This window comes from Micromonospora sp. NPDC005171 (assembly GCF_040608575.1).
Taxonomy (GTDB): Bacteria; Actinomycetota; Actinomycetes; order Mycobacteriales; family Micromonosporaceae; genus Micromonospora.
Genome location: NZ_JBEXIM010000061.1, coordinates 1 through 23443 on the forward strand (window position 1 = coordinate 1; position 23443 = coordinate 23443).

Consider the following 23443-nt stretch of genomic DNA (forward strand, 5'->3'; position numbering starts at 1 on the left):
CTTGGTCGATTGCTGTCTTACCGGGAGCCTCGTCCTACATGGACAGCGGCCTCCCGCACCGCCCGTGACCTGCACCGTCACGATGAAAATGGCTCCTTGGCCGAGGTACAGGCCGACGTGGCCGGGCCGGGCCGGGCGGCGCTGCCGCGGCTGCCGGGGATGAACAACAGATCCCCCGGTCGTAGGTCCCGGTAGTCGACGACGGCGGTGCCGGCGTGGACCTGGTCGCTGGTGGTGCGGGGAATGCCGATACCGGCGGCCCGGTAGGCCTGCTGGATCAGCGATGAGCAGTCGCATTGACGGGCCGGGATGCCGGAGTGCGCGGCGGTGCAGTCCCCGCCGAAGGTGTAGGGGGTACCGAGCTGCGCCAGGGCCCACCGGATGGCGGTGACCACCGGCAGCGCGGTTCCCAGCGCCACGCTGAATCCGGCGGGCAGGGGCACCTGGTCGCTGCCGAGCTGGCCGTCGCCGCCATCGAACAGGCACAGCGGGTTGCTCATCGCCTGCTCCAGGTCCCCGGCGACCGGGCCGGCAGCGGTGCCACCGGTTAGAATCCGGATCAGGGCGATCGCGTCGTCTTCCCACTTCGCGTACGCGCCCGGGTAGGCGGAGCGCTGCACGGCCTGCGCGGCGTCGGCCAGTGCCATAGCTTGCCAGCCGTCGACGGCCAGCAGCGCGGTGTAGAACTTCCCGGCGGCGTAGCGGGGTTCCTGCAGTTGGGCACGGGTGCCCCAGCCCTGGGACGAGCGTTGCTGGAACAACCCGGCGGAGTCGCGGTCCCCGCCGGGCAGGTTGCGCAGCGTGGACTCCTGCATCGCGGTCGCCACGGCGATGACCCACCCCCGCGGACTCACCCCGCCTGTATGGGGCGAAGTTTCGCACGGGTGAGATGGATCTAGGCGACGGCTTCGATGCCCAGGCCATCTTCGGAGCGGGCAGATGCGAAACGCTTCAGTGGGTCCTCGAGAACGGGCACACTGACGGGCACGCGCATCTGTCTGAGTGGTTGTCGCAGTGGGAAGATCCGAAGATCGAAGACTGGGCTCGGCATGTGCGCGAGTATTTCTACTCGCCGGATGGCGTGCTGCTTCTGGATCCGCTTTAGACGTGCCCTGGCCTGCCGTCCGCTCTGCCTCGATGCGAGCGCCGCCGTGACGACGGCGGATGTGCGGGCTCGGGCTTTCGAGGCGGCTGCTTCTATCCTCTCTGTTCACCAATCCGCCGTGGCAGGTAGGCGGCGGTCGTCCCCGCGAGGCTGCCGAAGGACAGGGCGAAGGCCAGCGGGAGGAACAAGTCCCACGGGGGCGGCCGGAATACGGCAGACAGGGGCCAAGGGCGAACGACGCGTGGTGGATGCCCGGTTCGCCGGCCCTGACCCTCAGTGCTCGGCACAAGACAATAATGGGTGGCCTCGCCAGCCCGTCCCGCCCTACCGTGCAACTGGATCTTTCTTCTCCGACCCACTCACGAGAGGACTTCACCCCGCGTGACGCCGCCTGCTCTTTAGACCTGACACCTTCCCCGTGCATCGGTCGCCGACGTCGCCGTCGGCTCTTTTCCCATGCCTTCCGTCAGGTCTTCAGAGGGATCATGTCTACGCATCCTCATATCGTTTCGTCCTGGACCCTTCGGCGCACGCACCTTCCCCTGCTTGAGTTCCGCTGCGTCCACTGCCATTCCGGCCTCGCCGGCACCGGCGAACTCCTTGACATCCTGCTCCTGGTCACCTGCGTTTCCTGCGACCGCGCCAGCAAAATCACGGTTCACGATCGCGTCCCGGTCCGGTACCTGGATCCGATCCTTCTGGAGGGCTGCTCCGGCAACTCCTCCCGCCGTGGGCCTGAGCTGGGGCGAGAGGCAAGGTGGCCTTGCCCCGGACTGCATCATGCGGCGGTCCGCGCGCGGTCGTTCATGACCGGGCGCGAACGAAGATCAGGGCCGGCCCGATACCGGCGACGAAGGTGAACGGCCCGGCGCATACATCCGGACGTAGCCGAACTGCGGTCGCCTCGCGGCTTCACTCCGGAAGCTCCACGGCACCACACCTGCAGCTTCTAGGCCCGACACGCTCTACAGGTGTACGGATCTGCCGCTGTTCCCGCCTTCGTGCCCACGAGCGGATGTGTCCGGGGGCCTCTACTGGCAGCGTTCGAAACTCGCTGCGACAACCTCCGCAGCTTCGCGAGTCTGTGTTGAATGCACCAAGAGCGCCTGAGCCGTCAAGACCAAGACGCGGTCTGAGTCGTACGGGATCGTCCAGTGCATCTGCCACCACGGTTTTTCGTCGTGCTGATAGCCCAACTCGATCAACCTGGAGCCGTCGTCGGCCTCGCGCTGATCCAGAACGGTCTGTCCAGCCGCGACAAGGGCGTACGGATCTACCAGTCGTTCCTTCGCTACCGGGCCTTGCGGGAAGATGGTCGCCTCGCCCGGTCCGTGTAGGTAGAACGGCGTGTCGTCGCCTTCGTCCTGGGGTGACTCAACGGTGAACTGAGCGGGCCAGCGTAGGCGGAAGGTAGACGTCTCGACGAACCAGCAGGGATGGTTCGGCCCATCTGCAACGTCCACGACGTCGCTACCCTCTGTCAGTTGACGGGGTTTGATTACCACCTGTGCGGGGCCGGAGGGAGTCCAGCGAGTGACCCGTACGGCGTCCAAGCCGGCTTGGTGTCGCTCGAAGCTGTACGGCCAGTGCGGTGTCAGCGTTATCCCGTAGCCGGCCAGTCGGGTGAGGACATGTCCCATGGGGTCGCAGCGTATCTGATCATCATGGGAGCTTTGCCTGCCGAGATCAGGTGCACGCCTCTAGCCGCAAATCGCGCGTCGCTGGTCGTGGCCGGCGGAGGCGTGGACCTGCCGATCGGATGCCGCTCAGGTCTGGCGGCGACGGTCAGGGGTTCGCTTCCTTCGCTTGGCGTGAGCGCTAGATCTCCAGCCGCAGTCCGGCCCATCGGTCTAGCCATCCCTTGACCTCCACGCGGCGCTGTACCTTCGCGCGGCCCGCTGCGTTGTTAAAGGCTGGAGAGGGGCGGACAACCATTCCCACGAGGTCAGTCGGACCGTGGCAGGACAACAGGCGAACAGAGTCGCCCCGCAGATTCACCGCGACGCACGTCGCCGTTTCGGGCCAGCGCGATATCGCGTCCAGGGCGGACGTGTAGGGCTCATCGCCATTGCGCAGATGCATCCGTGCTTGATTACGGATCTCCCACGGCACCCCAGGCAGGGCTGCTATGGCCTGGGCTTCGGCGCGTGCGTCTTCGCGTGGGTCCAGCTTTTCCGGGTCGAAGTAGGCGACATCCACGTCGCGCTCCGGCGAGACCGGGAGGCCGCTGATCGCGTCCCAGACGCGGTTGCGTACGAAGCCGGCACCGATCCACCAATCCGCTAATCCAAGGTCGGCCGTAGCCCGAAGGACTCTCATTGCTCCCGGGTCTGACTCGATCACGCCCACAACGTCCTGCACGCTCATGACCATCCCAGGGACCCTAAACCAGCAGACGTGCACACCGCTTGCGCGGCGAGGCTGAGGGCAGAGCGAAGTCGTGACCCACCTGTTTCGGCCGATCACCACCGCAGACATCCACTCATGTCGCTGATCGCTTGGGCACGGTTCGCTGGCGGTTATCTCGGCGCGCGGGGCCGCCGTAAAGGTGGACACGGTTGTCGACATCGCGGTCCGGTGCGCGAGTGGCACGTGCTCTCCACGACCGACGCGGCCAACTGGACCCATCACGGTGCCCGCTTGAGTATCGGCGCCTTCGGCTGGGCCGGCGCGGACGCCTGGGCCAGCGAGGTCGAGCAGCGCAACGGCGGTATTACTGGTACACCTCCGTCAACGGCAACGGCCCTGGATGGATGAACATCGGTGTGGCCGTCGCCGACAGCCCCCTCGGCCCGTTCGCCGACGCGAAGGGCGGGCCGCTGATCAGCGACAGCACCCCGAATTCCTCGCCGCTGAACATCGAACCCACCGTCTTCCTCGACGACGACGGCCAGGCGTTCCTCTACTGGGGCGGCTACTGGGCTCCCCGGGCGGTGCGGCTGGCCAGCAACATGATCGACACGGTGGGTTCCGTGGTCGCCCCGCAGGGGCTGACGAACTTCTGGGAGGCGACATTCATGTTCAAGTGCAATGGCCTCTATTACATGATGTACGCGGCGAACGACCCCCGGGCTGCGTCACCTCGTCGAGCTACGCCGGCCAGCGGTACACCACCGCGACCAACCCGATGGGTCCCTGGACCCACCGCGGTGTCGTGCTCGGCCAGGTCTCCTCAACCACCAACCACGCCGGGTGGCCCAGTTCAACGGCCAGTGGTATGTGGTCTACCACAACGCCAACGCTCCCGGCGGAGGCAACTTCCGCCGTTCCGTCGCGGTGGACCGGATGTACTTCAACGCTGACGGCAGCATCCAGCCCGTGGTGCAGACCACCGCAGGCCCGCCGCCCAACCCCGGCGGTGGTGGCCAACCACCGGCCGGCACCAGCGTGGGGCCCACCGTCACCGCCTCCACGCGGTGCCAAGCCTGGTGGATCGTATGTTCGCCGAGCCGAGCCGAGCCGAGCAGGCGGGCCACTTCCTGCACGAGATCCATCCCGAAGGAGGTTGTCGTCACCTGCTGCACGCCACCAGCGGTCACCATCAGCAGCCCCGCTGCTTTGCCACGTTCATCTGCTATCTCGGAATCATATGGCCCGCCGGTGGGGGCCGTCACGGTCCGAATCGGCGTGATGGCGACAAGGACCCGTCTCGTCAACGCCGCCGGTAGCAGTCCGTTCGTGGTCGACCAGTCACAGGCCGGCGCGCCGTCGCTGCTCGGCTTCGATCTCGGCCGCGAGTGCGGATCGCTCGGCCTGATGTCGAGCGAGAAGCGAGGCGCTGTAGGCACTCCACGCAATCTCTTGGTCTGCCGTCATCCTAGCTCCGTCAACCTCGGACTCGACATCTGGACAGGCGTCGAGGAATGCTGCGAACAGTACACCCATCTCCCAGCTGTGCCGTCGGTTCAGCTGGATGCGTCGGTGGTCCATCGTCCTCACGTCTCCGACACGTTCTCGCAGAGCGCTAACTGGTCGAACACGACCAAGGCTATGCGCGTGGGGTCGTCCTGCGGGTGCACCCGCAAGGTGTGATGTGGGTTTGGTTCATCGTCGAGGATGACAACCGTTTCGATCCCGGCCGGTAGTCCGGCGGGCCAGTCGACTTCATCGGTGGGTTCCTTGACGAGGACGCGGGCGAGTCTTCCTTGCAGACCCGTCTGGTCGTAGCGCAGCGGCGTGAGGCCCTGGTTTTCGCTCATGTGCTGGTCTCTTCCTTGTCTTCGGGATGTCGCATCGGGGGCCGATCTCCTGCAGCGTCTGAACTTATCCAGGACCCGACGGTGTCGGCGGTCGTAGACCAGGCCGCCGCCGGTCGCGCAGCTCAAGCTTCACCAGGATGCGACTTATGTGGGTCTTGACGGGTGCTCGGCATCAACAGCGGAGCGCCGGACAACGTACGCCGCGAGTTCGAGGCGATCGTGACGCACGAGCAGAAGTTGGCCCGCCTCGGCGACGAGTTCGTCGCGATGGGGGAGGCGGAGGCGGCGGCAAAGTACGCGGCCCTGGGCAGCCAGATAACCAACCCGTCTGAGCCTGGGCCAGCGGGGCCCCACGGCGGCAGGTCGATGGACCCGGCGCTGCGTGAGCACTGGCAGAAGACGATGGAGAAGCGCGAGTTGGCCGAGGCCGCGTGGTGGAGGTCGATGCAGGACCACTACCGGTAGCTCGACGAGTTCAGCGCCAGGTACGAGGCCAGGCCGGACGCACCGGTCGACCCGCCGCTGCTCACGGTGCCCGCGGTCAGTGTGCTCCCGGAGAACGATCCGCCACCGGTGCAGAAGCTGGCGCCGGGGCGGAAGCCGGCACCGGTCGAGTCGCAGCTGCGGCGGATCACCGAGGAGGCCGAGCAGACGGACCCCGAGGGCAGCAGGGCACGTGCGACCGTGCCGACGGTGCCGCCGTCGCTGCCGTCACGACGCGAGTGGGATCTGCCTGTGGTGGACCACGATGTGGTGGAGGAGGAGTTGGCCGGTCGTACGGCGGCCGAGCGGCAGCGGATCCGGCGGTACGCCGACGCGCTCCAACGCTCGTCCCCGGTCCGGCTGCCGGCCCCCACCCACGAGGTGCTCGACACGCGCTCCCGGACGACCGCGGCGCTGCTCGGCGGTGCCACCCCGTACGCCCTGCCGACGACCTCTGCCGGGGGCCCGGCGGCGTCGACAAGTGGCACCGGTCGGCTCAGACCAACATGTTCCTGGTCGCCGAGGCTCTGGTCCGCCCGTACCGGGTGTTGCCGATCCGACCGTCGGATCCGGTGATCGACCGGCTCTGGCAGGTCGCGGTCGCGGCGCTGTCCGGCGGTGCCGACCCTGCTGAGGTTGCCCGGCGGGTGGCGGAGTTGGCGGCGTCGCTCGGCCGCACCGCCACACCCCACCAGCCGCGCCTGCCTCGCTGACGGCGGGTTATCGCCCCTGTCGCGGAACGGGGGTGCGCGGCACGACCCGGGACCGTGCCGCGGACCCGTCACGTCCCCGGATGGTCACGCAGGACGCCGGGCTCCGGCTGAGGAGCCCGCAACACCCGTCGCCGCCAGGTACTTGTGCCCGAGCAGCGATAGGCGAGATCATCACGCATGATCGACTCCTCACCCGAGGACGACGGGACTTCACCGACAGTTTCTACGCCGGATTTCGTGGGTCGTGATCGAAAGACGGCGGCGGTGTGCGGTCAGCCACGCAAGTGAGCGTTCGACGACCCAACGTCGGGCGATCACTGTGAACCCTTTTTCGACCGGGGCCGTAGGTGAGGGTGAGCCGTAGCTCGCGGTAGACGTTGTCGTCTGGTGCGAGGCGCTGTGCTCCTGCCGGGAGCCTCGCCAGGATCAGGTCGACCGCCCGGCTGGCCGTTCGACACCAGATGCTTCAGCGGCCGAGTCCGATGGAGAACCAGTAGTCGCACCGGTGCTCGATGGCGACGTCATCCCGTACGGTGATCTGGTTCGCCCGGAATGACATCGATCGGGGTTGCCCGGCGGTGAATTTCGGCCAGTGCGGCCCGCCTGCCGCGTGCGGCGACCCCGACGTCGCGAAGCTCGTCCAGTACGCCTGCATTCGGTCGGCGAGCCGCTCCTGCGACCGGTTGAGCGGGGCCGTCGAGTCGAAGGCAAAGAAGTATTGCAGTTCGGCGCCGTGTCGCGCGCAGCGGGAACCACTCCGGGGTGACCAGTTGGCCGGGTGCCGTCCGATCGTCGAACTCGTAGTGCCAGACGGCGCTCGCCCGGGCGAATTCGGTCGCCAGGAAGATGTTTCGGCAGACGATGCCGGCGTCACCCTGGACGATCGACCAGGCGGTGGACGGATCGGCAAAGTCGCTCAACGGGTACGCGGCCAGGACGGTGTCGGCGTGGACGCCGGCCAGTGCCCGGACCCGGGCGACGTAGTCGTCGGCGGAGAGGGGGAAGGCAGCGTCGAGGAACGTGTAGATCCTTCGTTCGTCGTGGTTGGCGCCCAGGATGACGGGAACCCGGTGCCAGGACCCCGATCTGATCAGGTCAAGGGGCGCACCCGGAATGACGTGACCGTCCACGACCGGCAGGATAGTTGCCGGAGCGCTCAATGCCGTGGCGAGCAGTTCCGGAATCGGCTTGGACCGGAGGCACTGCGCGGCGGCCGCAGGATCGGCACAGCCCGCCGCGGCGGCGAAGGCGCCGCCACTGGCTTCGAGTACCGCCGGTGTGGTTGCCGTGCAGTTGCCACTCTGCATTACCGCTCGATGGAAGAGGCCGCGCACGGCGGGCGAGACGAGGTGGGCGCACACGGACCCTGCGCCCGCGGATTGACCACCGAGGGTGATGTTGCGTGGGTCGCCGCCGAACGCGGTGATGTTGGCACCCGTCCATCGCAGCGCTGCCTGCTGATCCATTAGCCCGTAGTTGCCGGACGCGCCGGTGGCGTCCCGGAGCGACGGATGGCCGAGGAAGCCCAGCACGCCGAGTCGGTAGTTGATGGTGACGACCACGATCCGGTTGTCTTGGGCCGTCCTGGTCGCGTCGATCTGGTTGGCGGAGCCGGTGACGAGTCCGCCGCCGTGGATGAAGAAGTAGACCGGCAGCCGGTGGCGAGCGTCGACTCCGGTCGGGCGGAATACGTTGACGCGGAGGCAGTCCTCATCCAAGGATTCCGGGCCGTTGATGCTGGCGAACTGCGGACAGGTCGGCCCGAAAGCACTCGCGTCGCGCAGGCCGGTCCACGGGCGTGCGTCCGTCGGCGGACGCCAGCGGAGGGAACCGGTGGGAGCGGCCGCGTACGGAATGCCGAGGAACTTGTCCACGCCGGCAGCGCGCATGCCACGGATCCGGCCCTGTGCGACAGCGACGACCGGCCGAGCGAATCCGGCGCTCTCGTGCGGCGGGCCGGCTGGCTCGGCGGAGGCGGCGCCGGGCACACCGATGCCGGCGAGGGCGAGGACGATGGACAACAGCATCGCCGGACGGTGCCGGCCCCGGTATCTGAGCGACATGGCGCTCAGACGTCCCAGGTCACGGGAAGCTGGTGCGTGCCGTACACCGCCATGGCACTGCGGAGCGGAACCTCCTCGGGCGGTACCGCGAGCCTCAGCGTCGGGATCCGGCGGAACAACTCGGCGTAGCCAACGACCATCTCCAGCCGGGCCAGATGTTGGCCGATGCACTGATGGATGCCGTGGCCGAACGCGAGGTGGTGGCCGGCCTGGCGAGTGAGGTCGAGGCCCGCGGGCTCGGGGAACTGCCCGGGATCGCGGTTGGCCTGGTTGACCGCGACCACCACCAGCGTGCCCTCCGGCACCGGGACGCCGCCGAGCTCGAAATCCTCTCTGGCGATGCGCATCAGGCCCAGGTGCGTGATGGTGAGGTAGCGCAGCAGTTCCTCGACGGCCGGCTGGACCCGCTCGGGGTCCCGGACCGCCTCGATCTGGTCGGGGTTCTCGAGCAGCAGGAACGTGCCCAGCGACAGCATGTTGGCCGTGCTCTCGTGACCGGCGACGACCATGAGGTTGGCGACCCCGGCGATCTCGTCGTCGCTCAGCCCGCTGCTGCCGTCCGGCCGGGCCAGGGCGGAGATCAGGTCGTCCTCGGGATTGCGCCTCTCGAAGTCACTGCGCGCATCCAGGGGCACCCCGAGCAGCTCGCAGATGACCTGCGACGGAATGGGAAGGGCGAATTCCTGGACGAGGTCGACGACCGGCCCCTTTTTCAGCATGGTGTCGATGCAACTGTTCACCAGCGTACGGATCCGCGGCTCCAGCGCGCGCATCCGGCGCACCGTGAATTGACCGACGAGCAGCCGCCGGTATCGTGTGTGCTCGGGCGGATCCATCGTATTGAACGTCGGCGTGCGCTTCTCGTAATCAATCATGCGGGTCCGGATATCCTCCGGCAGCGGCAGCATCGTCGCTGCGCTCGGCAGTTGCCGGCTGAGTCGGGTGTCGGCCAGCGCTGCCCGGGATTCCTGATATCCGGTCACCAGCAGCGCCGGTGTCCCGTCGGCCAGCTCGATCATCCGCACGGCCGCCTCGGTGCTGAGTCGGCGCAATTCACTGGACGGGTCGAAATCATCAGGTTGGCCTCGATATTGCGCAGCCACGCCTCGCGCAGTTCCTTGAGCTGGTGCCGCGGCGGTGTGGAGTAGGCGTACTCGGTCGCACCGCCGGCGTTGTTGACCAGGATGTCGATGGTGCCGGGCAGCTGCGCGACGGCTGCCTCGACGGCGTCCGGGTCGGACGCGTCGAAATCCAGGGCTCGGGCGAGCGGGCCGAGCTCCGCCGCGGTCTGCCGCAGAACCTGGGCCCGCCGGCCGGTGATGATCACCTCGATGCCCGCGGCGACGAGATGCTCGGCGATGGCCCGTCCGATGCCGTTACCGCCGCCGGTGACCACTGCTGTTTTTGTCATGATCGGTGCCTCCGAATGGTCGAGATCCGCGGGGTCAGGTCCAGCGGCCGGGGGGTCGGGGGAGTCCCAGCCGGTCACGGAGGGTGCTTCCGCTCCGGACCGGAGCCGCCTGGTGCGGCCGGAGAGTGTCGACGAGCGCGTGCACCTGGTCGTCGGCACCGGCGGCGTGCACCGGACAGCCTTGCCCGGCGGATGCTCCGCGCAGGACGAATCCGTCCACCAGCCCGGCGTCGAACAACTCGCGCAGCCGGTCGGCGTCGGCGCCTGGGCCGGACCCGGCCACGACGTCGAGAAGCAGGAGCACGGCCCCCTCCGGCCGCCCGGCCGTGCCGGCCGCGAGGCGCAGCTGGGTGCGGATCTGGGACAGGTCGGCCGAGTCGCCGCCCGCGACGATCGCGACGTCGGCCCGAGTCCCGGCGAAGGTGACGTCGGCCGGCCCGGACAGCCTGCGGACCAGAACAGGACAGCCCTGCGGCGGCCGGCCGATGTTCAGTGGACCCGCCACATCGAAGTGCTCGCCCTTGTGGTCGAGCTGGCGCAAACGCTCGGTCCGGAAGTAGACGCCCGACTCCCGGTCCCGGAGGAACGCGTCGTCGCTGAAGCTGTCCCACAGACCGGCGAGCACATCCGCGAACTCCGCCGCCCGTGCGCGCTGGACCGTCACGTCGTCGGCGGCCGGCTTCCCCGGCGGGCGGTGGTAGTTGGCCGCCTGCGGCTCGCCCTCCGGGCTGTCCGCCAGCCATCCGGCCCGGCCCCCGGACAGGTAGTCGATCGAAGCCAGCCGGCGGGCGACGTGATAGGGGGCCAGGTGCTCGGTCGAGATCGTCACGACCAGGCCGATCCGGGACGTCGTGACGGCCAGGGCCGCGGCGAGCGTACTGGCCTCAAACCCCCTCGCCGGGACGCCGCCGCCGATCGCCTGATCGTCCTCGAGCAGCACGGCGTCCACCCCGGCCTGCTCGGCGTCGCGCACGGCCTGGGCGACCCGCCGGAAGCCGGACTGCGGGCCGTCGTCCGGCCGCGGTGCGGCTTCCGGGACCGTTAGCAACGCCATCGGTGCGGTACGCGCCGTCATCGCACACCCGCCGTCGCCCGCAGCCGCGGGGTGCTGAGGCCGAGGTTGTCCCGCAGCGTCCCGGGCAGGTACTCCGGCCGCACCAGGTGGCGCCGGCGGAGCCCGGGCACCACGGCCGAGACGAAGTCCTCCAGCGCGCCGGGCAGGTACGGGAAGTCCACAATGAACCCGTCCGCCGCGCCCTGCTCGAACATCGTCTGCATGTGGTCGGCCAGCTGCTCGGGGCTGCCCGCGACGATGTCGCCGGTCTGGCGCATGGCGAGCTGGCGCAGGGTCAGTCCGTCCCGCCGGGCGAGGGAGATCCACCGTTCGGCGGTGCTGTGCGAGTGGTTGGCCACCGGGATTTCCGGGACCGGGCCGTCCAACGGGTACCGCGTCAGATCGACGTCGCCGAGCTGATCCTGCAAGGTCCGCAGGGCGACGATGTCCGGCACCAGGGCCTGCAACTCCTCGAGCCGCATCTGCGCGGCCTGCTCTGTCGCACCGATGATCGGCTGGAGACCAACCAGATCTGAATGTCCTCCGGGCGGCGGCCGGCCTTGACCGCCCGCGCCTTCATGTCCGCGTAGAACTCCTGAGCGTCCGACATCCGGGTGGCCCTGGTGAAGATCACCTCGCCATGCGCGGCGGCGAAGGCCCGGCCCACCGGCGAAGCGCCGGCCTGGAAGATCACCGGTGCGCCCTGCGGCGTCCGCGGCAGGTTCAGCGGACCGCGTACGGAGAAGAAGTCGCCCGCGTGGTCGATCGGTGCGCCCGGCGCCGTCGCGTCGCCGCTGTTCGCCCACAGGCGCATCGCCGCCGCGACGAACTCCTCGGCCCGTTCGTACCGCAGGTCGTGTTCCATGTGCTCGGCGAATCCGAAGTTGCGGGACTCCCACGGCGCGGCCGAGGTCACCACGTTCCAGCCCGCTCGGCCCCCGCTGATCAGATCGAGGGACGCGAACGCGCGGGCGATGTCGTACGGCTGGTTGTAGGTCGTCGTGGCGGTCGCCGCAAGTCTGATGTGCTCGGTCACCGTGGCGTACGCGGCCAGCAGGGTCAGCGGCTCGAAATGCTCGTTGCGGGCCGTCCGGCTCAGATGCTCCACGTCGGTGCCCCAGATCGCGACCACGTCCGGGACGAACAGACAGTCGAACAGGCCGCGTTCCAGCGTCTCGGCGTTGCGCTTGTGGAACGCGAAGTCCAACTGGGCATCCGGCGGCGCGGCCGGGTGCCGCCAGGCGGCGACGTGGACCGCCGGGGCCGTCGATGATGGCCCCGAGCCGCAGCCATCGCTTCTTGTCACTCATGGTCGCCTCCTGGCTGCCGCGGTGCGGGCCGAATCCGTGTCTGATTCACGCCCGGACCGCCGTGAGGTAGAGGTATCCGTTCTCCGGCATGCCGGTGACGGCGATCGTCGGTGACGGCGACGAATTGGCAAGTGTCGACGAGGTTCGCCTCTGGCGGCGGCACACAGGCGGTCCATTCGAGGTTCGGGTGGTGCGCGGCGGCGATCACTTTTATCCACGGCGATTCCCGCAGGTTACGGCGGCGCTGCTAGGGGAGGCATTGGTGCAGCCGTCCCCGGAACGGCACAGTTCGACTACCGAACCGTCGACGTTTACCGCTTGAACGACGACGTCCCACAGTTGGTCACCAGCATCCCAGCCACACACGTTCGCGCCACCGCATGGTCTCCCCGGGGTGACCGGCTAGTGCTGTGACCACAAACGTTCACGGTGTCGATCAGGGCTGCCGCGCAGGTTGGTCTGGCCCATCAGCGATGCGTTCGCTGGGCGTGTCTCTGGTGGATCAGGCTCTGGGTCAGCCTGATGACCATGTTCAAGCAAGCGCGCCTGCCGCTGGTCTGTACCTACGACAATGTCGCTGACGCGGCGTACATCTATCTCAAACACCCCATCGGTCCTGGCGGCGTCGGGCGGATGGCGATGTTCGAGCCTGACCAAGGCATGTTCAACCTCGACCTTGATGCGGAGGGCCGCGTCCTCGGGCTGGAGATTCTTGATGCCAGCAAGCACCTGCCTCAGGCGTTGTTGCAGGAGATACTCGCTCAGGGCCAAGCCACAAATGAACGCTCGTAGTGCTTGCCTGGTGTTCCGGTCAGGGTTGTCCGCACCGTCATCAGGCGGCGTTGCGGGTACAGCAAGTGACCTGACCCCAGCGTCGTTGTCGTTCGATGCGGATGCGGGCGCGTTCGCGGCGTTGGGCGGCCAGGACATCGGGGTGGCGGGCACACCGGACGGGTGAGCGTCGCCGTCGACCTCGCCAGCCGAATGTTCGCGCACGTTCCGCGGTGCCCGGCCCGCGGTCAGCGGTCGCGCAGGGCCGCCGCCAACTCCCTGCGCGACCCGATGCCCAGCTTGGTGAAGACCTTGCGCAGGTGCCATTCGACTGTACGCGGGCTGAGGAACAGCGCGGCGCCGATCTCCGGGTTGGTCCGCCCCGCCACGGCGAGTCGCGCGATCTGCGCCTCTTGTGGAGTGAGCTCGACAGGTACGCCAACCGTCCGCTTGCGGACGGTCTCTCCGGTGGCGAGAAGTTCCCTGCTCGCCCGCTCGGCGAATGCCTCGGCGCCCATCGTGGCGAACGCGCCGTGAGCGGCGCGCAGCTGGTTCCGGGCATCGGCGCGGCGGTTCTCCCGGCGCAGCCACTCGCCGTACAGCAGTCGGGCCCGGGCCAGTTGCAGACCGAGCTGACCCGGGGTCAGTCGCTCGATCGCCTCGCGGTACCGGTCCTCGGCCTGCCCGGACGGTCCTGCCAGGGCGTCGGCGAGGGCCCCGACGCCAAGCGCCCAATCCGTGCCGGCGGCACCGACCCGCTGCGCAAGGCACTCGCGGGCCTCAGCGGCCACGTCGGCGTCCCCGACTCGTACGGCGGCCTCAACCAGCTCGCCGAGCGTCCAGTTGAAGACGGCGAGGTCTTCGTACTCGGTAGCCTGACGTGCGGCTTCCAGCGCGGCCTGATACTGGCCGAGCCCGTTGGACAGCACCGCCCTGGCGTAGCCGGCCAGGCCGAGCAGGCGACCCTCGCCGCGCGCCTCGGCGTCCTTGATGGTCGCGTCAATCAGCTCCATCGCGGGCAACTCCCGGCCCCGGTGCGCGGCCAGGGTGAGCAACGCCGACGGATGCGGCGCCATCCCGGTGGCCTGGCCGAGGGCATCGGCCTCGTCGAGCAAGCCGGACGCGTCGGCGAAGCGCCCGGCGAACACCAGGGCCCCTGCGCGGAAGGTCAAGGCCGTGGGGAGCAGCGACAGCGCTCCGGTGGTACGGGCGAAGCGGACCGCCTGTTCGGTGAGCCGATACCAGGCTGCGTCGTCCCACACCTCGTGCGCGACTGGCCCGGCCAGCCAGAGCAGGTACAGATTCTCGTCCGCCGTCATCGTGTCGAGGGCCCGGCGGAGATGCGGCACGGCGGGCGCGTACCCGTCTAGGGTCCACGCCGTGAGGGCGGTCAGGAACAGGCCAGCGGGCTCGTCGCCGGCCGGCACGCCGCGGGCGGCTTCGGCCGCCCGGCGCAGGTCACCGCCACCGAGGCGGCCAGCGTGCACGGCGGCACCCAGCGCCGAGAGGTACGTCATTCGCGCCGCACGGAGATCGAGTTCTTCAAGGCGGCGAGCGGCCGCGAGCAGTGGCGGCCCGGCGGCCCTGCCGGGGTTGAGCGCGAAGGCGACTTGCGCCCGCAGACGCTCCACCCCGGCCTGCTGCAACGGTTCGAGCGGACCCGACTCAGCCGCCGCCAGCAGATCCGGCACCTGATTCAGCTCCCCGGCCTCCAGTCGGGCCCGCGCGGCGCCCAACGCGCGTGCGGCACGCGACTTCGGGTCCGGGGTCAGCTCGGCGGCGCGCTCAAGGAAGGACGCAGCGGCGGACCGGCCGCCCCTGGCGAGGGCACGTCCGGCCGAACGCTCCAGTTCACCGGCGACCGCCTCGTCCGGCCCGAGGGCGGCGTGCGCCCGGTGCCAGGCGCGGCGGTCGGGATCATGCTCCGGGTCGGTCGCCTCGGCCAGCGCACGGTGCACCTCACGCAGCTCCGCGGCCTCGGCCGACCGCCAGGCGGCCGAACGCACCAGCGGGTGACGAAACCGCACCCGGGCCCCGAACTCGACGAGCCCGGCAGCTTCGGCCGGCGCGGCGGCGTCGGGCCCGACCCGCAACTGATCGAGGGCACGCCAGAGCAAGGTCACGTCACCCACTGGCTCGACCGCTGCGGCGAGCAGGAGCCGGCGCGTGTTCGCCGGAAGCGCGGCGATGCGCCGTTGAAAGCCCTCTTCCATCTGGTTTACCAAGGGCGTCGCGGCCTGTCCGCCGAAGCCGAACGCCAGCTGCGCTGGCGTCAGGCCGCGCGGCAGTTCGAGCAGTGCGAGCGGGTTGCCGCGCGTCTCGGCGACGATCCGCTCGCGGACCCGGTTGTCGACTGGCCCGGACAACACCGAGTCCAACAGCGCCCGTGCCTCCGCGGCCGGCAACCCGTCGACGCGCAACTCCGGCAGGCTGCCGAGGATCTGTTCGTCCCCCGGGCTGCGGGAGGCGAAGACCAGCGCGAGCGACTCCTCGTCCAGCCGGCGGGCGACGAAGGTGAGGATGACCTCCGACATCCGGTCCATCCACTGCACGTCGTCCACGATGCAGACCAGCGGCCGTTCCGACGCGGCCTCCGCGAGCAGACCGAGCACAGCGAGGCCGATGAGCAGCCCTTCCGGCGGGTCGCCGGGGCTCAGCCCGAAGGCGGTGGCGAGGGCGACCCGTTGCGGCTCCGGCAACGCGTCGAGGTGACCGAGCAGCGGTGCGCAGAGTTGCTGCAGCGCCGAGTACGCGATCTCGGACTCTGGCTCCACCCCGGCGGCCCGGGTCACGCGACCGGCCGGAGCGTTCTCACCCAGGTAGTCCAGTAGTGCGCTCTTACCAACACCCGCCTCGCCGCGGAGCACCAGCACCCGGCTGTGTCCGGCACGGACGTCGCGCAGCAGCCGGTCGAGCGTCTCCCGCTCGCGCCGCCGCCCCCGCAATACGAAATTGTCGGTGTTACCCGGCACGTCACCCCTCCCCGACGGAGAGATTACACCGACTGAGATCACCAACCCCGCGTACGGCCTGCTCAGGGCTGCGGTCCCTCACGCGTCGACAGCGCGAGGGAACGTGCCGGAGTCAGGAGCCGAGGCCGGCGGCCCGCGCCATGTTGTTGGCGTACCAGCTCGGCCAGTCCGGGTCCTCGTGACCGAGCTCCGCCTCGTGCCGGCCGTGCGCCACAGCGGCGTCGCGCAGAGCCTGTTCCACCTCGGCCACCGAGCCGTAGACGACGTGGGCGATACGTCCCGGATGCCGCGCGGTGACCTCCTGGAGCACGAAGCCGTTGCCGTCCGGGTCGTTGAACGACGCGAACGAGCTGTACGACCGCCGATCAGGCTGGGGGCCGGTCACCCGGTCGCGCGTGCCGGCGTGGTGGAACACGCCACCGGCGTCGTGGAAGACCTCGCTCACCTCGATCCCACGGGCGACCAGCTCCGCTCGGGCGGCGACGACATCATCCACCACGAGGTGTACGCCCTGCACCGATCCCGGCGCGGCGTCGGACACTCCCTCGCCGATGATCAGCGAGGAAGCCGAGCCGGGCGGGGTGAAGTGCACGACGCGGAAGCCGTCCGGGGCGACATAATCCACGTCCTGCCGGAAGCCAACCTTCTGGTAGAAATCCCTGGCCCGGTCCACGTCCGAAACCGGCAGGACGATGACCTCGAGCTTGAAATCCACGATCTTCACTCCTCCGCTGCGCAGGATGCCGTTCGACGTCCGGTCCTTACCGTCGCGCATCGGACCCTGGTGTCGCCCCAGGAAGAACCCCTGGCAGGTGCCCTGGGCCTCACCGTTCCGGCGCGTTGAACAGGTGCAGCCAGATCTCGCTCCGGGTGGGGAACGCGGGAATCGCGTGGCGAGCCGGCCGCGCCCGAGGCCAGGAAGGCGACCACCTCCGTCACCTCCTGGGCCGTGCCGAGCCGCTGGAGGGGTGCGCCGGCCGCAGCCGTCTGCGTGACCCGAGCGAGTGCCTCCGGCGGCATGCCCGTCTTCGCCCAGATCGGGGTTTCGATCGGGCGGGGGCTTACCCGTTGATGCGGATCCGCCGGGGTGCCAGTTCCGCCAGCGAGGGCACCATCGTCATCCGCGGTGCAGGTGCCGAGTGAGGAAGGCGTGCCAGGGTTCGTTCGCACGCTGGTGGCCACCGCCGCGTCCGGTAACTCGCTGCTGTCGATGGCCGCCCATGCCTGGCTGTCCGCAGCCCGATCTCTTACCGCAAAAGGGGAACGAGCCCCGACGACGACATGCTGGTTGGGTACACCGTACTGGAGATCCGAAGACTGCTCAGCGCACTCGCAGTCCGATCAACCCACCCACCCACCCACCCGCCGCACCCGTCAACTAGTTCGATGCAAAGCCCGTGCATTTTGAGCTGGAGCTGATCGCACCGGGTGCGGCATCGCCGCCGCTGGTGGCCGGCTGTGCGTTGACGAGGAGTTGCATCAGATCGCGCAGTTCTCGCGTCAGGGCGGCTTGGTCCATGCCGGCGAGTGCCGGGGTCCCGATGACCTTACGCATCAGCCATACCCCAGCGATCAGGGCGAGCAGCAGTTCCGCGCGTGGGGCGGCAGCCGGCCCGGGCAGGATATCGGCCAGGCGCCGTCCCACGTGCTTTTCGATGCCCGCGCGGATGATCTCGGCGGCCCGTGGATTGGCTGCCGATCGCAGCATCAGCAGGAACGGGTCCAGGTCGTCCGCGTCCGGCGAGGTCCGCGCGGCCAACCTGGTCGCCGTCCGTTCGCTCAGGTCGCTCGGGTCGTCGTTGATGACGGTTGGCGGAGCGAACGAGCGGTCGACCGCCTCAGCGAACAGTTGCTCTTTGGAGCCGAAGTAGCGGTTGACCAGCATCGCGGTCACTCCGGCGCCCCCGGCGACCTCGCGGACGCCGGCGCCGTCATAGCCCAGGCGGATGAACGCCTCTATCGCTGAGTTCAGGATTGCCTCGCGAGTGGCGCTGGCGTCGCGCCGCCGCGGGCCGTCTGCGGATTTGTCTGTGCCTGCCGTCACATCTACGAGTGTAGACTACTCGCTTCAAGCATGTCTACAGTCGTAGACATAGCAGTGTGATGGCTGAGGAGGAAGAGGAGAACCTGATGGACCTGCAACTGACCGGCAAACGTGCCCTGGTGACCGGCTCAAGCTCCGGGCTCGGTGAGGCGATGGTGCGCCTGCTCGCCGCCGAAGGCGCCCAGGTGATCGTCCACGGACGGAACGAAAAGCGGGCCACGGCGGTGGCCGAGGCGATCCGCGCAGAGGGCGGAAAAGCCGACATCGCCCTTGGTGACCTCACCACGGACGGGGGTGCGGACGCGGTAGCCACTGCGGCTTTGGCCGGAGGCCCGGTCGACATCCTGATCAACAACGCTGGCGCCTACAAGCACCTCTCTTGGACTGACGCCACGCCGGACTCCTGGCGCGAGACCTACGAGGGCAACGTCATCTCCGGCGTACGGATGATCCAGCGACTCGTGCCTGCCATGCGCGAGCGTGGCTGGGGGCGCGTCATCACCATTGGTGGCGGTCTCGCGACCCAGCCGTTGTTCCAGCACCCGCAGTACAACGCCACCCTCGCCGCCCGACACAACCTGGCGGTCTCACTCGCCCGGGAACTGAAGGGCACTGGCGTGACGTCCAACATCGTCGCGCCCGGCGCGATCCTCGTCGAGGCCGTCAAGGATCTGCTCACCGAGATCGCCCCTGATCGCGGCTGGGGCAACACCTGGGAGCAGATCGAGCAGGACGCGACGAACGAGTTGGTGCCCAACGACATCGGACGACTCGGCCGGCCGGACGAGATCGCCACCGCGGTCGCCTTCCTCGCCAGCCCGCTGGCCGGCTACATCAGTGGCGCCAACATCCGCGTCGACGGCGGCCACATCCGCAACGTCACCTGAGCCTCGGACATCGCCGACACGAAGAGATGCCCCGACGCGGCGCCGGCGGGTGTTACGAAACGTCCATGCGGCAACTGATCGATGTTGTGGGCCTGGCCGGCACCGGCCAGGCCCACAACTGTCACCCTCGCCGGTGTTCTGCAGGCAACCGGTAAGCGCTCGCTTGGGTCGTCGCGCCGCGGTCCAGGATCCAGGCGCAGGGTCGCCGTCATCCTCGGCGGCCCCGCGCTCTTCCTACTCGGCCGGGCCACATTCGAATACCAGGTATTCAGCCGCATCTCACTCTCGCGCCCCGGCGGACTACTGGCACTGCTCGCGATCGCTCCCGGCGTCATCTTCCTACCACCGGTGTTTACCGAGCTCGGCGCCGCCCTGGTACTCGCGGGTGTGGCCATCACCGACACTCGGCGCAGCTGGGGCCGCCCACCCGAGGCACCCCTACCACCTCATTGACCCATCGACGTGCAGGGGCACCGGCGGACGCCCCGCCCCGGCGGGAACGTGGTGTTGAGGCGTGCGTGAGCGCGATGGTGCCATGGCCATCGCCGCCGGCTGGGCGTTACGCATGGCGTCGCTGGACCGAAACCGCGTCGTGCCGTAACCCCGCAGGTCCGGCACGATGACCCGGTAACCGGCGGCCGTCAACAAAGGCACGACGTCGACGAAGCTGTGGATGTCATACGGCCAGCCACGCAGGAGCAGCAGGACACCCGCGATGCTGAACGAAACTCTCGCGCCTCAATAGTGAATCTCAAGTGGCGGCCCCGGATGTCAATCCGGGGCCGCCGTGTTGATTCGGTTCAGTTCAGGCCGCGACGCGGCGGCACTTCGCCGCCTTGGTGTTGTCGCGGCCGCTATGGCGGGTCACCGCGGGTAGTGGTGGATGTTGCTGGTGGTCTTGCCGTCTACGGACGTGGCTGGGAGGGTCTCCGGGGCTTGGCCCTTTTCCACCCAGTTGACCAGGGCGTCGAGGTCGGCGCTCGGGTTGACCAGCGGACCGGTGCTGAAGAGCGGCGTTCCGCAGTGGTCGACGCCGGGCAGCAGGAAGAGGCGGTAGAAGTTGTCGACGCGCTTGTTACCGCCGAGGGCGGCGTTGACGTGCTTGCGGTAGTCGACCGTGCCCTGGGTCGGGATCAGCTGGTCTGATTGGCCGTGCCAGGTGAGCAGCTTGCCGCCAGCCGTGGCGAAGGCCGACAGGTTCGGGTCGTTGTTGGCGATGATGTCGTCGTACTGCTTGGTCGCCGAGGTGAAGAGCTGCGTGAACGTCTTGTAGGTGAGCTTGGTGCTGTCGAACGACGGGTTCTTCGTCACGAAGTACTTGGCCCACTGGTCGGGAACCTGGAAGGGCGCGCCGGGGTTGGCGATGAAGTTGAACGCGGAGCCCTTGTTCTGGCCGTACCAGAGCTTCTTGCCGGACGGTGAGACCGGGCCGGCCCAGATCTTGTTGACCGCGTCGGCGACCGCCTGGGTGATGGTGATTTCCTCGCCTTCACAGACGACCTTCTTGCCGACCAGGCGACGGGCGTCCCACTTGCAGTCCTGCGGGTTGTGGATGACGCCGTCCTTGACGCCGTCGAGGGGATCGCAGGCTGTGACTGCAGCGGTGTTGAAGGCGGCCAGTTCGCACTGCGACGGGGCGACCTTCTCTTCGTTGTAGACGGCCTGCGACCACAGCGTGGCGATCTCGAACCGGTTCCACTCGATCGCCGGCGCGTTCGCGAGGATGCCCTGGAAGTCCGTCGGGTAGTTCTGTGCCTCCGAGTAGCCCTGGCGGCCACCGGTCGAGCAGCCGGTGAAGTACGAGTACTTCACCGTGCGCTGGTAGAACTTGTTGGCCACGTCCTTGCCGATGACCGCCATGTCGTGCACAGAGCGGGAGGCGAAGTTGGTGAGCAGGCCGGTGTTGATCTTTCCGTCGGTGAGCCCCCAACTGGCGTCGAGGCCGGTCTTGACGCCAGCGTCGGTGGCCGCGCCGACGTATCCACCCTTGACCGCGCTGATCAGCGGGACGCTCAGATCGCTGAGGTCGCCGGCGGAGTAGGCGCTGCCGCCGGTGGCCTGGAAACGTCCGTTCCAGTTCTTCGCATCCTGGGGGAGCGAGACCTTGATGGTGACGGTGTCATTCGCGCCCGGGTGGGTCACGACCACATTGATGTCGCACCAGGCAGGCACGGCGTTGATCGGCGGATTCTGCGGGAGCCCCGGGATGGAGGGGAACGTGAAGTCGCCGCCGGCCCTGGAGACAGCCTTGACGGACACCACTGACGTGCCAGACGGCGCGGAAACCGGAACGGCGGCGCAGGTGGTAGCGGCGGTCGTGCCGCCGTCGCGGGTAGTGGCGTTGACAGCTACGGGCGTGAGGGAGGCCGCTAGTGGTACTGCTGCGGCCATCAGAATCATCAAGCGTCGCTTCATACCCAAAACCCTCACCTAACCGGGACGACCTGACCCCAGGGTGAGGCACTGGGGTGCACCCTGGCCCAGGACCCGAGGCACTCCGGGTGAGTGGTTGAGCGTTGTGTCTGCTGGCACGACCTGCGAAGGCTCCGGGCCGCGCGACCGGCGTCCGCAGCCCGGCCGCGCGATTCAGTCTTGTCATGGTCACCAGCTGAACTCGGGCAGGTGGCGGTAGCGGAACCAACTCGCCGCGACCTCGCGATCTAGCGGGATGGCGGACGCCGGTCTCGATCGTCTTCTAGAGGAGGTGGACACCGGTCAGCTCTTCGCTGAGCGTCCACAAGTGCTTGGCCTGCGCTGGGTCGATCGCGTGTGGCGCGCCCCCCGAGAGGTCGTTGAAGCCACCGAGGTGCGCGGTGTCGGCATCGGTGTCGCGGGCGAGGGTGGCGATGTCGCAGTTCTCGCAGTAGACGTCGCCCTTGCCGGCGAGCTGCGGGCTCGTGGCGCACCATACCGGCGTTGCGGCGACCTGTTCGGGTGTCTTGAGTTGCTTGCTCGGGTCGAGGACCGGGCTGCCGTCGGGGTTGGTCTCGCTGCGTGAGCGCGTGCACGCACTGGTGGGCGTCCGATGCCAGGGTGGCCCAGCAACCAGGGGGAGGGCAGATCATTCTTGGTGTCGGCCGACGTCCGACCCATCAGGCGTGCACCGTCGGCTGGCCAGAGGGTGCGGCCGTGCCACGCCCGCACCTCGGAACGTCCGGTCAACCACCGATGGCCATGCTGCGGGCTTCGATGGCTTTGAGCGTGTTCTTCAACGCCTTACCCAGCACGCCCTTGCCGACCGAGCCCAGCACCACGCCGGTCAAGCGGCCCTTGAAGTTCTTGCCCTCGCGAACCACCACGACGTCCAGGACCGTCGTCCCGTCCGGCTGCGGCCGCAACGTATAGGTGTGACCCGACTGGCCGCCCCAGAGGTTGGAATCGGTCGTCGTCATGGTGACACGGCGGGGGTTCGACCAGTCATAGCGCAGACGCTCCCAGATACCGCCCGAGCCTTCCGTGACGTCAGCCCAGCCAGGGCCCTGGCCGTGCACCGTCAGATACTCGTCGGCGCTGTTGCCAAACACCTCCGAGCGGCCCGGCCCGAAGTCGGTGAGTGCGGCAAGAACCTGCTCCGGCGTCGCGGTGGTTCTCTGAACGAAGTGAATCACGGACATCGCGTTCTCCTGGATCTCCCGCGGACTGACGTCCTCTCAGAGTTCCCGACCGCGGAGCCTGGCGAGCCCGTGTCACACCCTGGTTCTCCGTTCCAACTCACTGGTCGACGCCAGTGGCTCGGCCATCGGTGGTCGTCGAGTAGCGCGTCGCTTGCTCGCCCGTGGTGGCCTCCTGCGTGTCGACTTTCGCCCGGCGCCGCCAGCGTGGCCGGGGATGAGCCCAGTTTGAGGCGGCGGGGATCAGAGGCGGATGTAATCCTTCGTCCCTGGCCGTCCGGTTTCATCGCCGAGTAGCAGGGGTACGTCGTACACCGACACCCCGGGCAGTGCCCGAACGTAGCGGACGCGGTGGCTTCACCGCTGGTGCTCGAACGCCACGTCAGCTTGGATCTCCACGACTATGTTCGGCTTCACCTGCACGTACTGCAGCAGCTCCGGCCGTTCCAGTTGTCCGGACCAGGTTGCGGGCAGCGGCTCAGGCCACGGGTGCAGCGCTGGGGCACCGCGGCGCTGCGCCGTCCGCAGGGGCGACAGCATCCCGCCAAGCCCCCCGCGCTGCAGGCCGCTGAGTGGGTGGTAGGACAACCTCGGGGCGGACCCTTGACCGACCTGCAGACCTCCATCGCCGCACCGCGACCGCGAGCGACCCGCCGACGAACGTCGGCGGGGTCCCGTACTCCTGCGGCAATCGTTCCGGCCCCTGATTCCATCGGGCAATGCTAAGAGCGCGTTTGATTTGTGGGATGGTCGGGTGTGTCGCACAGCCGGTCCGATCGATGAGGGTGACTTGGTCGGTAGACGGGTATGGATCGAGTGC

Annotated in this window: 25 protein-coding genes and 2 pseudogenes; 8 read left to right on the forward strand and 19 right to left on the reverse strand. The window is 68.6% G+C overall.

Going from position 1 to position 23443, the window contains the following annotated elements; translation table 11 throughout:
- Window positions 1-93 precede the first annotated feature (93 nt).
- Window positions 94-848: pseudogene (locus tag ABZU74_RS32780) on the reverse strand (NlpC/P60 family protein); the annotation flags it as partial.
- A gap of 742 nt (window positions 849-1590) precedes the next feature.
- On the opposite strand from ABZU74_RS32780, the gene ABZU74_RS32785 reads away from it, so the two are divergent.
- Window positions 1591-1965 carry a DUF1062 domain-containing protein gene (locus ABZU74_RS32785; protein WP_355432251.1) on the forward strand — a complete coding sequence of 125 codons (375 nt, stop codon included), beginning with the start codon at window positions 1591-1593 and terminating at the stop codon, window positions 1963-1965.
- Window positions 1966-2136: 171 nt separating this feature from the next.
- Here the strand turns inward: ABZU74_RS32785 and ABZU74_RS32790 are convergent, their stop codons facing one another.
- Together ABZU74_RS32790 and ABZU74_RS32795 are read right to left on the reverse strand one after the other, a co-directional pair.
- Window positions 2137-2745 carry a hypothetical protein gene (locus ABZU74_RS32790; protein ID WP_355432254.1) on the reverse strand — a complete coding sequence of 203 codons (609 nt, stop codon included), beginning with the start codon at window positions 2743-2745 and terminating at the stop codon, window positions 2137-2139.
- 178 nt (window positions 2746-2923) lie between these two features.
- Complete coding sequence (locus tag ABZU74_RS32795) at window positions 2924-3478, reverse strand: nucleotidyltransferase family protein (RefSeq protein WP_355432258.1); 555 nt, start codon at window positions 3476-3478, stop codon at window positions 2924-2926.
- Between the two features lie 380 nt (window positions 3479-3858).
- Between ABZU74_RS32795 and ABZU74_RS32800 the strand changes: the two genes are divergently transcribed.
- The gene (locus ABZU74_RS32800; RefSeq protein ID WP_355432260.1) at window positions 3859-4407 is read left to right on the forward strand and encodes a family 43 glycosylhydrolase; all 549 of its coding nucleotides are present in this window, start codon (window positions 3859-3861) and stop codon (window positions 4405-4407) included.
- Here the strand turns inward: ABZU74_RS32800 and ABZU74_RS32805 are convergent.
- Both ABZU74_RS32805 and ABZU74_RS32810 read right to left on the reverse strand, forming a co-directional pair.
- Complete coding sequence (locus ABZU74_RS32805; RefSeq protein ID WP_355432322.1) at window positions 4330-4719, reverse strand: hypothetical protein; 390 nt, start codon at window positions 4717-4719, stop codon at window positions 4330-4332. The two genes, ABZU74_RS32800 and ABZU74_RS32805, sit on opposite strands and share 78 nt — an antisense overlap.
- Window positions 4720-5040: 321 nt before the next feature.
- Window positions 5041-5304, reverse strand: coding sequence for a hypothetical protein (locus ABZU74_RS32810; protein ID WP_355432263.1), 264 nt, complete (start codon window positions 5302-5304; stop codon window positions 5041-5043).
- 162 nt (window positions 5305-5466) lie between these two features.
- Here ABZU74_RS32810 and ABZU74_RS32815 point away from each other — a divergent pair, with 162 nt between their 5' ends.
- The 3 genes from ABZU74_RS32815 (at window position 5467) to ABZU74_RS32825 (ending at window position 6500) form a co-directional block, all read left to right on the forward strand.
- Window positions 5467-5769, forward strand: a complete 303-nt coding sequence (locus ABZU74_RS32815) for a hypothetical protein (protein WP_355432266.1) — start codon at window positions 5467-5469, stop codon at window positions 5767-5769.
- A 66-nt stretch (window positions 5770-5835) separates the two neighbouring features.
- Window positions 5836-6363 (forward strand): hypothetical protein, encoded by a 528-nt coding sequence (locus tag ABZU74_RS32820; protein ID WP_355432269.1) that lies wholly within the window; start codon window positions 5836-5838, stop codon window positions 6361-6363.
- On the forward strand, window positions 6360-6500 hold the full coding sequence (locus ABZU74_RS32825) for a hypothetical protein (RefSeq protein ID WP_355432272.1): 141 nt from the start codon (window positions 6360-6362) through the stop codon (window positions 6498-6500). The genes ABZU74_RS32820 and ABZU74_RS32825 overlap by 4 nt, the downstream gene beginning before the upstream one ends.
- Before the next feature lie 466 nt (window positions 6501-6966).
- On the opposite strand, the gene ABZU74_RS32830 is transcribed toward ABZU74_RS32825, so the two are convergent.
- From ABZU74_RS32830 to ABZU74_RS32860, 7 genes and pseudogenes are all read right to left on the reverse strand, one after another.
- Window positions 6967-7374, reverse strand: coding sequence for a carboxylesterase family protein (locus ABZU74_RS32830; RefSeq protein ID WP_355432312.1), 408 nt, complete (start codon window positions 7372-7374; stop codon window positions 6967-6969).
- Window positions 7375-7525: 151 nt separating this feature from the next.
- Window positions 7526-8563, reverse strand: a pseudogene (locus ABZU74_RS32835) (carboxylesterase family protein); the annotation flags it as partial.
- 5 nt (window positions 8564-8568) lie between these two features.
- Window positions 8569-9582: a cytochrome P450 gene (locus ABZU74_RS32840; RefSeq protein ID WP_355432315.1), complete on the reverse strand. Its 1014-nt coding sequence runs from the start codon at window positions 9580-9582 to the stop codon at window positions 8569-8571.
- Window positions 9579-9959 carry an SDR family NAD(P)-dependent oxidoreductase gene (locus ABZU74_RS32845; RefSeq protein ID WP_355432275.1) on the reverse strand — a complete coding sequence of 127 codons (381 nt, stop codon included), beginning with the start codon at window positions 9957-9959 and terminating at the stop codon, window positions 9579-9581. Before ABZU74_RS32845 ends, ABZU74_RS32840 begins: the two co-directional genes overlap by 4 nt.
- A gap of 49 nt (window positions 9960-10008) precedes the next feature.
- Complete coding sequence (locus ABZU74_RS32850) at window positions 10009-11049, reverse strand: LLM class flavin-dependent oxidoreductase (RefSeq protein WP_355432278.1); 1041 nt, start codon at window positions 11047-11049, stop codon at window positions 10009-10011.
- Complete coding sequence (locus tag ABZU74_RS32855; protein ID WP_355432281.1) at window positions 11046-11510, reverse strand: hypothetical protein; 465 nt, start codon at window positions 11508-11510, stop codon at window positions 11046-11048. Before ABZU74_RS32855 ends, ABZU74_RS32850 begins: the two co-directional genes overlap by 4 nt.
- Entirely contained in the window at window positions 11426-12334 is a 909-nt protein-coding gene (locus tag ABZU74_RS32860) for an NtaA/DmoA family FMN-dependent monooxygenase (RefSeq protein ID WP_355432284.1), read from the reverse strand. The genes ABZU74_RS32855 and ABZU74_RS32860 overlap by 85 nt, the downstream gene beginning before the upstream one ends.
- A 526-nt stretch (window positions 12335-12860) precedes the next feature.
- On the opposite strand from ABZU74_RS32860, the gene ABZU74_RS32865 reads away from it, so the two are divergent.
- Window positions 12861-13130 (forward strand): DUF2283 domain-containing protein, encoded by a 270-nt coding sequence (locus ABZU74_RS32865; RefSeq protein ID WP_355432287.1) that lies wholly within the window; start codon window positions 12861-12863, stop codon window positions 13128-13130.
- A 227-nt stretch (window positions 13131-13357) separates the two neighbouring features.
- Here the strand turns inward: ABZU74_RS32865 and ABZU74_RS32870 are convergent, their stop codons facing one another.
- From ABZU74_RS32870 to ABZU74_RS32880, 3 genes are all read right to left on the reverse strand, one after another.
- Entirely contained in the window at window positions 13358-16123 is a 2766-nt protein-coding gene (locus ABZU74_RS32870) for a BREX system ATP-binding domain-containing protein (protein ID WP_355432290.1), read from the reverse strand.
- 70 nt (window positions 16124-16193) lie between these two features.
- Window positions 16194-16856, reverse strand: coding sequence for a VOC family protein (locus tag ABZU74_RS32875; RefSeq protein WP_355432292.1), 663 nt, complete (start codon window positions 16854-16856; stop codon window positions 16194-16196).
- A gap of 603 nt (window positions 16857-17459) precedes the next feature.
- Window positions 17460-18125: a TetR/AcrR family transcriptional regulator gene (locus ABZU74_RS32880; protein WP_355432295.1), complete on the reverse strand. Its 666-nt coding sequence runs from the start codon at window positions 18123-18125 to the stop codon at window positions 17460-17462.
- Window positions 18126-18184: 59 nt separating this feature from the next.
- On the opposite strand from ABZU74_RS32880, the gene ABZU74_RS32885 reads away from it, so the two are divergent.
- Both ABZU74_RS32885 and ABZU74_RS32890 read left to right on the forward strand, forming a co-directional pair.
- Window positions 18185-19012 carry an SDR family NAD(P)-dependent oxidoreductase gene (locus tag ABZU74_RS32885; RefSeq protein ID WP_355432298.1) on the forward strand — a complete coding sequence of 276 codons (828 nt, stop codon included), beginning with the start codon at window positions 18185-18187 and terminating at the stop codon, window positions 19010-19012.
- 81 nt (window positions 19013-19093) lie between these two features.
- Entirely contained in the window at window positions 19094-19465 is a 372-nt protein-coding gene (locus ABZU74_RS32890; protein WP_355432301.1) for a low temperature requirement protein A, read from the forward strand.
- On the opposite strand, the gene ABZU74_RS32895 is transcribed toward ABZU74_RS32890, so the two are convergent.
- From ABZU74_RS32895 to ABZU74_RS32910, 4 genes are all read right to left on the reverse strand, one after another.
- Window positions 19451-19729 carry an alpha/beta fold hydrolase gene (locus ABZU74_RS32895; protein WP_355432319.1) on the reverse strand — a complete coding sequence of 93 codons (279 nt, stop codon included), beginning with the start codon at window positions 19727-19729 and terminating at the stop codon, window positions 19451-19453. The two genes, ABZU74_RS32890 and ABZU74_RS32895, sit on opposite strands and share 15 nt — an antisense overlap.
- Window positions 19730-19876: 147 nt before the next feature.
- Window positions 19877-21271: a tannase/feruloyl esterase family alpha/beta hydrolase gene (locus ABZU74_RS32900; protein WP_355432304.1), complete on the reverse strand. Its 1395-nt coding sequence runs from the start codon at window positions 21269-21271 to the stop codon at window positions 19877-19879.
- 899 nt (window positions 21272-22170) lie between these two features.
- Entirely contained in the window at window positions 22171-22626 is a 456-nt protein-coding gene (locus tag ABZU74_RS32905) for an SRPBCC family protein (protein WP_355432306.1), read from the reverse strand.
- Between the two features lie 354 nt (window positions 22627-22980).
- Window positions 22981-23163 (reverse strand): hypothetical protein, encoded by a 183-nt coding sequence (locus tag ABZU74_RS32910; RefSeq protein WP_355432309.1) that lies wholly within the window; start codon window positions 23161-23163, stop codon window positions 22981-22983.
- Between the last annotated feature and the right edge of the window lie 280 nt (window positions 23164-23443).